This window comes from Ignavibacteriota bacterium (genome assembly GCA_016707525.1).
GTDB lineage: Bacteria > Bacteroidota > Ignavibacteria > UBA10030 > UBA6906 > JAGDMK01.
In genome coordinates this window covers 1-12,681 of record JADJHP010000021.1, presented here as the reverse complement: position 1 = coordinate 12,681, position 12,681 = coordinate 1, and the positions used below count along the sequence as shown (strand labels likewise).

13 protein-coding genes are annotated in these 12,681 nt (G+C 61.1%); 10 read left to right on the top strand and 3 right to left on the bottom strand.

What is annotated here, in order from left to right; translation table 11 throughout:
- Nucleotides 1–30 precede the first annotated feature (30 nt).
- On the top strand, nucleotides 31–618 hold the full coding sequence (locus IPI01_20810) for a hypothetical protein (GenBank protein MBK7260198.1): 588 nt from the start codon (nucleotides 31–33) through the stop codon (nucleotides 616–618).
- A gap of 17 nt (nucleotides 619–635) precedes the next feature.
- On the top strand, nucleotides 636–2,081 hold the full coding sequence (locus tag IPI01_20805) for an amino acid permease (GenBank protein ID MBK7260197.1): 1,446 nt from the start codon (nucleotides 636–638) through the stop codon (nucleotides 2,079–2,081).
- A gap of 91 nt (nucleotides 2,082–2,172) precedes the next feature.
- On the opposite strand, the gene IPI01_20800 is transcribed toward IPI01_20805, so the two are convergent.
- The 3 genes from IPI01_20800 to IPI01_20790 all read right to left on the bottom strand — a co-directional run bounded on the left by IPI01_20800 (nucleotide 2,173) and on the right by IPI01_20790 (nucleotide 7,213).
- The gene (locus IPI01_20800; protein MBK7260196.1) at nucleotides 2,173–3,762 is read right to left on the bottom strand and encodes a hypothetical protein; all 1,590 of its coding nucleotides are present in this window, start codon (nucleotides 3,760–3,762) and stop codon (nucleotides 2,173–2,175) included.
- Nucleotides 3,763–3,790: 28 nt separating this feature from the next.
- The gene (locus IPI01_20795) at nucleotides 3,791–5,113 is read right to left on the bottom strand and encodes a NupC/NupG family nucleoside CNT transporter (protein ID MBK7260195.1); all 1,323 of its coding nucleotides are present in this window, start codon (nucleotides 5,111–5,113) and stop codon (nucleotides 3,791–3,793) included.
- A gap of 186 nt (nucleotides 5,114–5,299) precedes the next feature.
- Nucleotides 5,300–7,213 (bottom strand): hypothetical protein, encoded by a 1,914-nt coding sequence (locus IPI01_20790; GenBank protein ID MBK7260194.1) that lies wholly within the window; start codon nucleotides 7,211–7,213, stop codon nucleotides 5,300–5,302.
- A 485-nt stretch (nucleotides 7,214–7,698) separates the two neighbouring features.
- Between IPI01_20790 and IPI01_20785 the strand changes: the two genes are divergently transcribed.
- The 8 genes from IPI01_20785 to IPI01_20750 all read left to right on the top strand — a co-directional run bounded on the left by IPI01_20785 (nucleotide 7,699) and on the right by IPI01_20750 (nucleotide 12,342).
- Nucleotides 7,699–7,857 (top strand): hypothetical protein, encoded by a 159-nt coding sequence (locus IPI01_20785; protein MBK7260193.1) that lies wholly within the window; start codon nucleotides 7,699–7,701, stop codon nucleotides 7,855–7,857.
- A 114-nt stretch (nucleotides 7,858–7,971) separates the two neighbouring features.
- Nucleotides 7,972–8,232: a hypothetical protein gene (locus IPI01_20780; protein ID MBK7260192.1), complete on the top strand. Its 261-nt coding sequence runs from the start codon at nucleotides 7,972–7,974 to the stop codon at nucleotides 8,230–8,232.
- 656 nt (nucleotides 8,233–8,888) lie between these two features.
- The gene (locus tag IPI01_20775; protein ID MBK7260191.1) at nucleotides 8,889–9,209 is read left to right on the top strand and encodes a hypothetical protein; all 321 of its coding nucleotides are present in this window, start codon (nucleotides 8,889–8,891) and stop codon (nucleotides 9,207–9,209) included.
- A 451-nt stretch (nucleotides 9,210–9,660) separates the two neighbouring features.
- Nucleotides 9,661–10,212, top strand: a complete 552-nt coding sequence (locus IPI01_20770) for a hypothetical protein (GenBank protein MBK7260190.1) — start codon at nucleotides 9,661–9,663, stop codon at nucleotides 10,210–10,212.
- Nucleotides 10,209–10,751, top strand: a complete 543-nt coding sequence (locus tag IPI01_20765) for a hypothetical protein (protein ID MBK7260189.1) — start codon at nucleotides 10,209–10,211, stop codon at nucleotides 10,749–10,751. The genes IPI01_20770 and IPI01_20765 overlap by 4 nt, the downstream gene beginning before the upstream one ends.
- Before the next feature lie 38 nt (nucleotides 10,752–10,789).
- Nucleotides 10,790–10,933: a hypothetical protein gene (locus tag IPI01_20760; protein ID MBK7260188.1), complete on the top strand. Its 144-nt coding sequence runs from the start codon at nucleotides 10,790–10,792 to the stop codon at nucleotides 10,931–10,933.
- Nucleotides 10,934–11,000: 67 nt separating this feature from the next.
- Nucleotides 11,001–11,621 carry a hypothetical protein gene (locus IPI01_20755; GenBank protein ID MBK7260187.1) on the top strand — a complete coding sequence of 207 codons (621 nt, stop codon included), beginning with the start codon at nucleotides 11,001–11,003 and terminating at the stop codon, nucleotides 11,619–11,621.
- A 421-nt stretch (nucleotides 11,622–12,042) separates the two neighbouring features.
- Complete coding sequence (locus IPI01_20750; protein ID MBK7260186.1) at nucleotides 12,043–12,342, top strand: hypothetical protein; 300 nt, start codon at nucleotides 12,043–12,045, stop codon at nucleotides 12,340–12,342.
- Nucleotides 12,343–12,681 lie beyond the last annotated feature (339 nt).

The following is a 12,681-nucleotide window of genomic DNA, read 5'->3' as shown; positions in this document are numbered from 1 at the left end:
CACCCATCAACGAACGCTCCTGGAGACACCATGGTTCGCTCATGCCTTGCTGCAGCCGTCCTCATCCTCATGCTCTGCCCGCTTTCGGGCAACTCCCAGACACACAAGTACGGCATCAAGTCCGGTTCCGTGACCTTCGAAACAGAGACCGTCATGGGCAAGATCAAAATGAACGAACACTACGTCGTCTGGTTCGATGACTACGGCACGAAAGAGGCAAAGGAGACCATGGAGAACGGGGCGGTGACCGGGTCGTTCTTCAGTGATGGCGTCTCGCTCTATACGGTGAAGACCGCCAAGCGGACCGCCTTCAAGTCCGGTAACGCATCGCGCGGTACCGAGTACCGGTTCGACTGGGGAGAGGTGCCGGCCAAGGACAAACAAGCCGGGAAGGCAAAGCAACTTCCTGCGCGGACGATCGCCGGAAAGGAATGCCAGTCCTATGAGGTGACGTCCGGCAGCGTCGTCTCAACGTTCGCCGGCTGGCAAGGTGTGACGCTCTTCCATGAATTGAAACGTGAGAACATGACCGTGACGACGCGGGCAGTGAAATTCGATGAGAAGGTCGCGGTTCCAGCAGCCAAGTTCGCTGTGCCCGCAGGCTTCACCGTGAAATAACGAAGGGGCTTTGCGTGATGAGCAGCCAGGCACACGAATTCAAACGGGCCCTCGGCCCCATCGATGCAACCCTCCTCGTCATCGGGTCGATGATCGGGTCCGGGATCTTCATCGTCAGCGCGGATATCGCACGGACCGTCGGTTCGCCCGGGTATCTTCTGCTGGTATGGCTTCTCACCGGCATGATGACGCTGACAGGGGCTCTGAGCTACGGTGAGCTGGCCGGGATGTTCCCCCGGGCAGGAGGACAATATGTCTACCTGCGTGAGGCCTGGGGGCCGCTGACAGCGTTCCTCTATGGCTGGACCCTGTTCATGGTGATCCAGACCGGCACGATCGCTGCGGTCGCCGTGGCCTTTGCTAAATTCACCGCGGTGCTCGTGCCCGCCGCCAGCGAAGCGCACGTCGTGATCCATGCCGGCTCCTTTCACATCAATGCCGCACAGATCGTTGCGGTCTTCTCCGTCGTACTCCTCACCTTCATGAACACACGTGGCATCCAGCTCGGGCGGCTCGTTCAGGACACCTTCACCGTGGCGAAGACGATCGCCCTCGTTGCGCTGATCGTGTGCGGCGCCGTGATCGGAAGGAATGCCCTTGCGATGGGAGCGAACTTTTTGGACATGCTGACCCCGGTAGGCCTCTCCGGCTCCGGGGCGGTTCCGCTCTCGGGCGTTGCTCTGCTCGGGGCGATCGCCGTTGCGATGGTGGGCTCACTCTTCTCGAGCGATGCCTGGAACAATGTGACGTTCACTGCCGGGGAGGTGGTGGACCCGAAGCGGACGATCCCGCTCAGCCTGGCGCTGGGAACGGGCATCGTGACGGTCCTCTATCTCATCATGAATACCGTCTATCTTATGGTGCTTCCGCTTGCCGGTTCTCCCGAAGCGGGGGATGCGATCGGCCGCGGCATCCAGTTCGCAGTCTCCGACCGCGTGGGCACCGCAGCCTCGACAGTGATGTTCGGCGGTGCAGGCACGATCGTCATGGCGGCGCTGATCATGGTATCGACGTTCGGGTGCAACAACGGTTTGATCCTCGCAGGTGCGAGAGTGTACTACACCATGGCCAGGGATGGGCTGTTCTTTGCACGTGCCGGCACGCTCAACGGGCGCAGTGTTCCGGCCGCGGCCCTCGGGTTTCAGGCACTCTGGGCGAGTCTCCTCTGCCTCTCGGGGACCTACGGCGACTTGCTGGACTACGTGGTCTTCGCGGTATTGGTATTCTACATCCTGACCGTCGCCGGGATATTTCTGCTCCGCCGCTCGCGACCCGATGCGGAGCGCCCGTACCGCGCTTTCGGATATCCCGTGCTCCCGGCCCTCTATATCATGGCTGCTGCCGGCATCTGCATCGCGCTCCTGGTGTTGAAACCGGTCTATACGTGGCCTGGCGTGGGTATCGTGCTGGCCGGCGTCCCTGTCTATTACATATGGCGCCGATTCTCCGCACAACGCTCCTGATCCATCCCTTCTGAAATGCGAAGAGCCGTCCGTCCCGTTCTCCGGGAGGGGCGGCTCTCGCTCTTTAATACGTACAGCCAACAGCTTCCCTTCAGTGCTCTGCGGGCTCGATCTTCCTGAAGGACAGGAACAAGAACAGGGCTCCCAGGACCAGGTATGCCGTGGCGAACTGATACGGTATCTGGCGCGCCATGCCGGTGAGGAGCCAGGGGAGATACATGTTTCCGTCGGGTGATGCAGAATGGATGATGCCGAAGAAGGTAAGTACCGCAAGAATAACAAGATACACCACTGACCTTCTGATCTTTCTATCGATGAGCTCGGCGAGGAATCCGCCCCACAGCATGGCAGTAACGATGAACCCGTTCCCGAGCGCGATGGTCACGAGCATCTCCGGGAGCGCCTTTCCCTCCGCGGAGAGGAGGCGCAGGAAGTTCTGTACCGGCACGATCTCGGGGTTCCCGAACTTGATCGCGAGCAGCCGGGCGATGGTGGGGAAGAACGCCAGGGCCACGGCGGGAGCATGCCGTGGCGGGCAGGCCTGGAAAGACTGCACCATGATGTCGAGTGCAACGAACACGAGGATCGGGGCGAGCACGGCGCGGGGGATCAATTCCACAACGAACGAGACGGCCCCGAGCATGCCGCCCAGCCCTATCACGATGCCCGTCAGGAGCGTATAGCCGGCCCGTGAGCCCATGCGTTTGTATGCGGGCTGGCCGATGTAGGGCGTGGACTGGGCAACACCCCCGCAGATGCCGGCGATCAGCGTCGCGAAGGCTTCGGTCAGCAGGATGTCGCGGGTGTTGTAGTCGTCACCTGCCACGCGGGCGCTCTCGGTGACGTTGATGCCGCCGACGATCGTCAGGATGCCGAAGGGGATTGCGATGGGGAGATACGTCAGGGCCGGGATGAGGCCGTTGATGAAGCTGAGCGTCGGGAGGGGGAACCCGACGTGCAATTCGAGTGGAGGGGCGGAGAACGTGCCGCCACCAACGAGTCCGAGCGGACCGAGGATGTAATACAGCGTGGTCCCCACCACCACCGCCGCGAACACGCCGGGGATGTTCCTCGGAAGCTTGATCTCCGCCACCAGGGAATACAGGACCAGGCCGAGGGCGATCAGGCCGACGACCGGCATGCCGAAGATGTCGATCAGGGGGATGAGCCCGATGAGGGCGAGTCCGATGCCGGCGAGAGACCCGAGCAGTCCGGCCTGCGGCACGATCTTCTGGACCCAGCCGCCGAGGAAGGAGAAGATCACCTTGATGATGCCGATCATGACCATTGTGGCCATGCCGACGTACCACGTCATCATCGCCGCTTCACGCGGGTCCATGCCGTTCGCTTTCATGGCGATGAAACACGGTCCGAGCACGACGAGGGCGATGCCGATGGTCGACGGCGTGTCGAGACCGAGCGGCATCGCGGTCACATTCTGATTGCCGGTCTTCTTCGCCAGGCGGAAGGCCATCCATGTGTACACGAGATCGCCGAAGAGGACGCCGAGGGCCGTCCCCGGGAACATCTTCGTGTAGACGATGTCCGCGGGGAAGTTGAACGCGAAGATGAGGATCCCTGCGAGGAACGAGAGGACCGTCAGGTTGTCGAAGATGAGACCGAAGAATCCGTTCAGGTCTCCGAGGACGAACCACTTATACCGTTGACCGCGTGTTTCCATGGGGGGCGTTTCCGGTTGTGCGACAGGGTCAGTTCACGAAGAGTCCGGCGATCGACGCGGTCATCCACGTCGCGAGGGTGCCACCCAGCACAGCCTTGACGCCGAGCCGCGCGATATCGCCGCGCCTGTTCTCCGCCAGCGGCCCGATGCCGCCGATCTGGATGGCGATGGAGGAAATGTTGGCGAAGCCGCAGAGCGCGTACGTCGCGATGACGATCGAGCGGGCGGAGATCTGGTGTGCGGCGATCGCATCGGCCATTTTCAAATAGGCCACGAACTCATTGAGGACAAGCTTGATGCCCATCAGACTGCCCACCTGCATGGCTTCATGCCACGGGACGCCGATGGCGAAGGCGATGAACTGGAACACGAGACCGAAGATGAGCTCCATGGAGAGGGGCTGTCCGAACTGCGTCTGGGTGAATCCGTTCAGCGCCGTGATCCCGCCGAACCAGAGGAGGACTGCGTTCAGCAGGGCCACGATGGCGATGAAGGCGATGAGCATACCGGCAACGTTGAGGGCAAGCCGGAGGCCGTCGCCGGCGCCGGATGCCGCGGCATCGATCGCATTGGCGTGTTGTTTTTCGATGGCGACCTTCACCGTCCCCATCGTCACCGGATCGTCTGTTTCGGGACGTATGATCTTGGCGATGACGATCGTGGCGGGCGCCGCCATGATGCATGCGGCGAGGAGATGTCCGGCGAAGAAGACCTGCGATGCCCCTGCGTCACCCGCGGTCGCGCCCGCGTACGCCACTCCCAGGATCGCAACGTAGGCCGCCATCACGCCGCCGGAGATATGTGCCATGCCGCTGGTCATGATCGTGTACAGTTCGGATTCGGTGAGCCGGGCGAGGTAGGGCCGGATCACGAGCGGGGCCTCGGTCTGGCCCATGAACGTGTTCGCGGCGACGCACAGCGACTCTGCGCCGCTGGTGCGGAGGAGGCGCAGCATCACCCATGCCATCCCCTGCACGACGCGTTGCATCACCCCGAAGTGATACAGCACGGCCATCGTGGAAGCAAAGAAGATGATGGTGGGGAGGACCTGGAAGGCAAAGATGAAGCCGAGACTTCCCTCGGCGCCGGGTCCTCTGGCGAGGTTCCCGAAGACGAACGCTGCGCCATCTGACGCGAAGGTGAAGAACGTCACGAACAGTGAACTCAGCCCGCTGAACAGCCACCGTCCTGTATCGGTCTTGAGAACGATGAAGGCGAACGCGAACTGCATCACGATGCCGATGCCCACGAGCTTCCAGTTGATCGCGCGGCGGTTCGAGGAGAAGAGGACCGCAAGCACCGTGATGAAGAGCACGCCCAGCAGTCCGCGGAGGATCGGTACGAATTCCATGTATGGCCACGCGAGATAATGAACAAGGAGGAAGCCGGGTCAAACCGCCGGGGGCGGCGGGTGTACGGCAGGATGAACGGCCCAATGTACACAGAAAAACATTCAGAAGCACGGCGGGCGGGGAGGGACGCCGGAGGAACCTGCTCCGTCACCGGGATACGCCGGTGACGGAGCAGCACTGCTGCATCAGCTCTGTGTGCTGAGAGCCGCGATCTCTTCCGCTTCTTTGCGCTCGCTGCGTTTGCCGAAGAACCACATCCCGCCGCCGAACGCGATGAGCAGTCCGGCCATGACCCCGACGGCGATCATCTCCGTGCCGGTGAGTCCGGTGAAGAACGCCGCGGAGACCAGGATGCCCATGAACATGATCGTACGCCCGACGAGCGGGAGCGTGGACACCTGCTTCCGGCCGGCGCCGTAGACCTCGTTCGGGACATCGATCGGCGTATCGAGTTTCTTGAAGAACTCTGCGACCACGCGGCGGTCCTCGTCGGACTCCTTCGCGAACATCCGCGCATACGCATAGAGGCTGATCCCCAGCAATGCCGCGGCCGCCATCGCGAGCGGCATATGCCAGGCGGCGTGCTCGCCGACGACGAAATTCATGAAGATGGAGGCGGTTCCGGCGATGACCGCGAGGCAGATCGCTGCGAGGACCGGCTTGTTCTTCGTGTACAGCACGCCGGTCCACCGGGAGGTCCCGAAGATCGCCAGCGTCATGGCGAGAGCGAGGTAGACCTGCGGACCGATGTCCCAGCCCAACAGATACCGCGTCGTGGCGCCGACAACGAGTCCCCAGGTGATCGCGGCCGCAGCGGACCACTTCGGCACGCGGCGGAAAATGAGACCGAAGGCGATGGGCACGATGACCGGAATGTTGAACAGGGTGAAGAACGCCTGCATCAGATTGAAGATGCCGAACGTGCTGTTCACGAACACGATCGCGAGGCCCATCACGATGAGTCCGAGGGTGAACGCCACGCCGCGGCCGACCTTCAGGAGCATCTGATCGTCGAGGTCGGGACGGAAGATCCCTTTGTAGATGTCGTGCGAGATCACCGACGAGACCATATTATAGACCGTGCTCAGGGTGGTCATGGTGGCGGCAAGCATGGCCGCGATGAACACACCGATCAATCCGTGGGGCAGGAGCTTGAAGACGAGGCCGACGAACACCAGGTCCTGCGGGTTCTTGCCGATGAACGGCTTGAAGAAATCGACCTGCGCAAGGTCGGGCCAGTACACCTTCGCGACGAGCGGCGGGATGCCGAACACCAGCGGTACCGTCAGCGCGAGCGCGGCAGCGGTCCAGCCCACCCGGCGTGCATGTTTCTCGTTCTTCACGGAGTAGAACCTCTGGTGCCCGCCCGCGGCGAAGCCCAGGGAGGTGATCATGAAGATCGAGATCAACCAGTGCTCGGTGTAGTGGACGTTGTTGTAGGTGTGGTCGAAGCTGATCGGCGGCAGTTGCTCGAAGAGGTTGGCGGGACCGCCAACGAGCGCGAGGCTCATGGGCATCACGATGAAGGTGATACCGAGCAGGATCACGCCCTGCACGACATCCATCGCCATGTCGCCCCAGAGTCCGCCAAGGAAATTGTGGATCATGACGATGGTGCCGATCAACAGCACGATGAGCGTCATGTCGATGCCGATCACCGGCGCAAAGAGCTTACAGGTGGAGGCAAGCTGCACACCGGCGGAGAGGATGAAGTTCGTCGCGATCACGAATCCCATGAATTGCTGGGTCGTGATGTTGTACCTCGTGTAGGTGTACTGCAACGGTGAAATGGATCGCGTGCGGCGCCACCGCCGTGCGGTGAGCGACGTGCCGATGATGTAGGCGAAGGGGGAGATGGCGAAGTACAGCGTGGTGAACAACCCGGCCGAATACGCGAAGCCTGCCGCCCCGGTGAAGATCCAGGCGCTGAAGTTGCCCATGTACAGCGAAAGCCCGGACATCCACCACGGGATCATGTTGCCACCGGTGAAATATTCCTTCCCTCCCTTGTTCACCTTCATGAAGAACAGACCGATCCCCATGATGATGATGAAGTAGGTGAAGATCACCACGAGGTCAAAGAGATTGACCGCTTTCATGTTATCCTTGTCTTGACGTGTTGATGAGCGTGGAAGTGCCCCGGGGGAGAGGATGTCCCAGGGGGCGGGAACTACATACTGCGCGAACGATCAGATCATGCCGGGTATCGACGCTGTGCCTTCAGCAGCGGTATGCCTCTGAGCGGAAGCGGATGCTCGTGCGGACGGTGCGGATGTGGCGACAGGCAGTGTCCATGCACCGGCTGCGGCCGGCGAAGCGGCCACGGGGTGCCCGACACATGCGAAAGTATACTGCTCATCCCGCAGAAAGTCAACGGAAGTCTTGAAGGGTGTAACCTGTGAAACGTCGATTGTTGCCTATGGCATCGTTGTTTTTTGGGGCTCATGGCCACTATTGTTCACCCCTCCCGGAAGCGCTTCCCTCAGCTGCGCAATTTCGAGAGAATTCACGGTGCGGAAAAGGGGCACGGGTCTTGATATAGACAGGGAAGAACTCGCAGAGAAGGCGCAAGGGATCCTGCCGGATGAAGATACTCATAGCTGAAGACGATGCGGTCTCGAAACTTGTCCTGATGACCAAGTTGCAGTCGATGAAGTTTCATGTCATCGCGGCCAACGACGGCGGGAAGGATGGGAACTCTACCGCGCGGAACACCCGGATGTCGTCATCACCGATTGGATGATGCCGTTCATCGACAGGCGGAGTTCACGCGCATGATCCGGGCAGATCGCAGGCCCGTGTACCGTATGTCATCATCCTCACGGCGCTGGGCGGGAAAGGGAGTTACCTCGAAGGGATGAATGCCGGAGCGGATGATTTCATCACCAAGCCCTTCGACTTCGAATCCCTGAACGCACGCCTTCGTGTCGCCGAGCGCATGCTCGCGCTCCATACGGAGGTTGCCGAACTCCGGGGGCTCGCTTCTGTCTGTCCGGAGTGCCGCCGCATCCAGCATGCCGACACGCAATGGGAGACCGTGCAGGAGTACGTCGCGCGGATCTCAGAGAACCACGTTGCTTCGAGGAAGTGCCCCGAGTGCGCCACACGGAACGGATAGACTCCGTTCAGCACGGAGTGGTACGCCGGTCCGCGCCAGCCTTGATCGCCCCACCGATTCCCGCTGCATCCTGCGCCGGTGACACCCCTCCGGTACCGATCGATGTAGCGTAGGAATACAACGTTTTCCCGATTGCAGCGGCGTGGCCATTCCGATATCATGGACATCAGGAGGCGAGGACGAAGCGGACTCCTGTGCCGGGGAACCGGGACGGGGTTCATGTCGCCCGGACCAGCATGCAAGAGGCGGGGCAATGTTCGGCAAGGAGAGGGCGAGGCCATGACATTCGTGCGGATGATGGCGGTTGTGCTGGCGGTGATGATCGTGGGGTGCTCACCGGAATCTCGTCCGGTCCGGGGGATCGAAATGGCGGCGTTCAATTGATGGTTTCCGGCGGTGCCGATCAGGAGTACCGTGCGGCTCAGGAAAACCAGCGGAGCCACCGGCGTCCTTGCGCCGGTCGAATCGCTGGAAGTTACGCAGGCGCTCATCGTTCTGAAAGATATCCATTTTCTCGGAGCGCCCGATTCTGCAAAACTCCGGGATTCCGTTGAATGCAGATTCGACGCGGACAGGGAAGACCATGATGGCTGGAAGAGGGATTCCACGACACACTTCAAGGGACCCTTCATCGTTGCGCTGCATGATACCACCCCGTGCAGATCGCGGTGGATACCATCACACCCGGTCAGTATTCGGGCCTCAAGTTCAATATCCACAAACTCCGCATGTCCGATGTGACGCGTGATCCGCTGTTGCCCGATTCTCTTGTCGGCTACAGTGTGGTGGTCGCCGGATCGGTGAAGTATCCGGGCGGCGCATGGGTACCGTTCGTGTTCAAGACCGACATCAATGAGGACTTCAAGGTGAAGGGGGATTTTACGGTGGCGGATGGCCAAACCGTCACGCCGTATGTCTTGAAATTCGATCTCGGGTCGTGGTTCAAAGCGGCACGGCCGCACTTTGGACTCTACTAATCATATACATCCTTCTCATTGAATGGAGATACTCATGGCTCATTTGCCCCTGCACCTCGCATCGTGCAGCGCGCATTCCTGTTGCTCCTGCTCGTTGCCGCTCTTCCTCTCGCCCGCTCTGCGCGCAGACCTGATGTCGCCGCAGCCCGGTGATGTGTACAAGAATTCATGCGGACGATGAGCGGCGACGATTGGCGCGTCACGGACGAACATCAACCTCGATGTGTATCCCCAGGCAGGGCGCGTTCCTCCCGAATCCCACACTGGACCTTGGCGTGGACGATCTCTCCGGTGCGGTGCGTGCGGAAGCAATTGTCAATATCTGGGGCGGCCATGTCGGTACCGCGGGGAAGAAGATCCGTTTCAATGGGAACGCTGGATCGACATTCGGAACTCGGCGAGTAGTAACGGTATTCCGGACGGGCATGATGGCTTCTACTACATCTCCCAGATGGACCTCACCATCCCCGTGCCGCTGTCGGACCTGCATTCCGGCACGAACACGTTTCGGGGCGAACACCGGGCAGACAGGCCCGTAGGTTTCGGCTGGGGGCAGTTCGGATGGTACAGCATCATCCTGCGCGTCTACTATGACAATGGCAAGGCCCATTCCACGGGAACCATCACGTCGCCTTCCGGCGGCGGAACGATGGGCGAGAACCCGATGATCTCCGCGAGCGTGAGCGGCGGGACCGACCGGGTGGATTTCCTTGCGTATTATGATGGATACGACACGGACGGCGACGGGGTCTGGCAGGAATATCATCATGACTATGCACCGCCGCTTGGCGGCGAATATGAGCCGACCATCAAGAACCATGTTGGCACGGTGACCGGTGGCGGGTGGCAGACGGTGTGGGACACCCGGTATGTGCCGGACCAGGCACCGGGGAGCATCAAGCTCGTTGCCCGGATCCGGAATGGCAATGGTGTCTGGTATGTGTCGCCCGAGGTCTCAGGGGTTAACCCTGCAGCGGTCAGGAAGTTACGTGCGATTGTATGAACCCCTGGATATGCCCGAACGCGCATGGGCACGCGGCGACCTGGATGGTGAACGTTCACTACAACGTGACGGACGATGTCTCCCGGGCTACCGGAAGTGGTCGGCATGGTCACCTGGAGACGGCATCGACGGTGCCCAGGAGCCGGGCGACTACAGTTATCGCCAGGTTCAACGGTTGGACGGATGGTGAGTATGGCGGGAACCATGCGTATTCCTTCAACATCCGCTCGTATCCGACGGGAGATCTGCAGTCGGGGACGAATACCATCACGTTCTTCTCGTCGAACATCCTCCATCACGGCATCGAGATCCTCTGGCCGGGTCCCGGCCTGATCGTACGGTATGGCGGCAGTGCGGGGAATTTTGGCCCGAGCATCAGCAGCCATCCGGCGAACCGCAGTGTCGCACTTGGCGCGACGGCCTCATTCTCCGTCGGCGCGAGCGCATGCCCCCGCTCCGGTATCGGTGGCAGAAGAACGATGCCGACATCGATGGGGCGACCGGCTCGATTCCACCACCCCGGCAACCAGCTCCGGTGACAATGGCGCCACGTTCCGGTGTGTGGTCACCAGTGACTATGGTACTGCGACGAGCAACCGGGCAACGCGGCGGTAGGAAGTGGGACGACATCGCCGTGATCGACAAGGACCCCACGGACCAGACGGTGATCGTGGGTGCGACCGCGACATTCACGGTGCAGGCATCCGGCAGGCACCGTTGACCTACAAGTGGCAGAAGAACAGCGCCGACATCGATGGTGCCATCGGAACCGTCATACGACGCCACCGGTGAAGCAAGGCCGACGGCGGCGCACTCTTCCGTTGCATCGTCAGCAATGGCGGAGGCGATACGCCCAGCGCGGCAGCGCGGCTGATCGTGGTGATTCTGCTGCGCCCACGATCCTGTTCAACCCGGTCGACCAGCTGGTCGGCGTCGGGCGACCTGCCACCTTCACCGTGCGCGTCCAGGGTGCCCCGCCGATCTCCTTCCAATGGCAGAAGAACGGCGCACCGATCAATGGTGCCACGGGGCTCCGTCTCCACCACTCCGGCAACGACCCTCGTCGACAGCGGGTCGGTGTACCAGTGTGTCGTGAAGAACACTCTCGACAGCACCTTCAGCGCCGAAGCGAAGTTAAGAAGGTCACCACGGGGCAATCTCTCCCGTCCTTGCGAATGCAGGTTTTGAACAGGGAACGGCATCGTGGGCGTTCTATACGAATGGGAGCGCCACGTTCACCCGCTGCACCAGGTAAGCCCGACGGAACTACATGCCGGTCGCGTGGCGGTCGCAACGGAAAGGCAACAACGTGCAATTGGCACCAGACCGGCGTGACGCTCCGAAGCCGGTGCGCAATGCAGGTTGTACTTCCTAAGTGCGTAGCACGTCCGGCCATGATGTCTCCGTGAGCATTCAAGCATGCGTCACCGTTCACATCGTACGGCGTATCGGGACAGGTCTTCAATCTGGACACCACCTGGAAAGACCACTGGTGACGTTCACCGCGTCGGGAGTTTTGCCGGTGTCGCCACGGATGCCCGCATGATGTTCTACCTTGCGCCGTATGACTCGGTAAGCGACGTGTTCTCCTTCGATGATCTCTCAAGGTCAGCAGTGTGGCCCCGCTTTATGTCGGTGGCAAGGCCATCCGGCGTCAGCATCGATCACGGTAGGCGACACGGCGGTGTTCATCGCCGCAGTCTCAGGGACCCCACCGATCACGTATGAGTGGCAGAAGAACCCGGTGGATATCGTTTCATTGGTGCCGACGGTCCGCGGTACGTTATCCCGCCTGCGGGGGTCAGGTGACAACGGTGCGCAGTACCGTTGTTGGCGATCAAGAATCCCTGGCACGATTCAGACCAACCGCTGACGGTGAACGGGCCGGTGGTGATCAACGCCAAGGTATTGCTGCTCCCTCTGAACGGCAGCGTGAGCGCCGCCACCACGGACAGCCGTGTGGAACAGGGGTGTTGCAGGTGTGACGAAGTACTGGTTCGAGATCGCGACGGATTCCTGTTCACCGTAAGCCGGTCCGTGGATTCTTCAATGACCGATACGACCAAGAGCGTCTCCGGCCTGGCACTCGCCGGTACCTACTACTGGCGCGTGCGTCGCGGGCAATCTTAAGCGGGTGGGGGCCCGCTCAGCAGCACATGGAGAATTGCGTATCTCCCTGACGAGTGTTGCGGAGAACCGGACCACGCCGAGCGACCGTGACGCTGGATCAGAACTATCCGAATCCGTTTCAGAAAAGTAAATCACAACGATCCGTTACAGTCTCCCCGCGAAAGGCCTCTGTGCAGTTGAAGATCTTTAATTTTGCTGGGCGTCGAAGTGGCGGAGCTTTTGGTGAACAACGAACAAGGAGGCCGGGTATCGCAGGATCCGCTTCAATGCTGCGAGCCTTCCGAGCGGCATGTACTTCTACCATACCACCGCTTGCAGGCAGGGACCACGACCGAGACC

Excerpts from the sequence above, each read along its gene's own strand:
- IPI01_20780 (MBK7260192.1), top strand. The coding sequence starts at position 7,972 with ATGAATGCCGGAGCGGATGATTTCATCACCAAGCCCTTCGACTTCGAA.
- IPI01_20795 (MBK7260195.1), bottom strand. The coding sequence starts at position 5,113 with ATGGAATTCGTACCGATCCTCCGCGGACTGCTGGGCGTGCTCTTCATC.
- IPI01_20760 (MBK7260188.1), top strand. The coding sequence starts at position 10,790 with ATGGTACTGCGACGAGCAACCGGGCAACGCGGCGGTAGGAAGTGGGAC.
- IPI01_20790 (MBK7260194.1), bottom strand. The coding sequence starts at position 7,213 with ATGAAAGCGGTCAATCTCTTTGACCTCGTGGTGATCTTCACCTACTTC.
- IPI01_20770 (MBK7260190.1), top strand. The coding sequence starts at position 9,661 with ATGGACCTCACCATCCCCGTGCCGCTGTCGGACCTGCATTCCGGCACG.
- IPI01_20800 (MBK7260196.1), bottom strand. The coding sequence starts at position 3,762 with ATGGAAACACGCGGTCAACGGTATAAGTGGTTCGTCCTCGGAGACCTG.
- IPI01_20785 (MBK7260193.1), top strand. The coding sequence starts at position 7,699 with ATGAAGATACTCATAGCTGAAGACGATGCGGTCTCGAAACTTGTCCTG.
- IPI01_20805 (MBK7260197.1), top strand. The coding sequence starts at position 636 with ATGAGCAGCCAGGCACACGAATTCAAACGGGCCCTCGGCCCCATCGAT.
- IPI01_20765 (MBK7260189.1), top strand. The coding sequence starts at position 10,209 with ATGAACCCCTGGATATGCCCGAACGCGCATGGGCACGCGGCGACCTGG.
- IPI01_20810 (MBK7260198.1), top strand. The coding sequence starts at position 31 with ATGGTTCGCTCATGCCTTGCTGCAGCCGTCCTCATCCTCATGCTCTGC.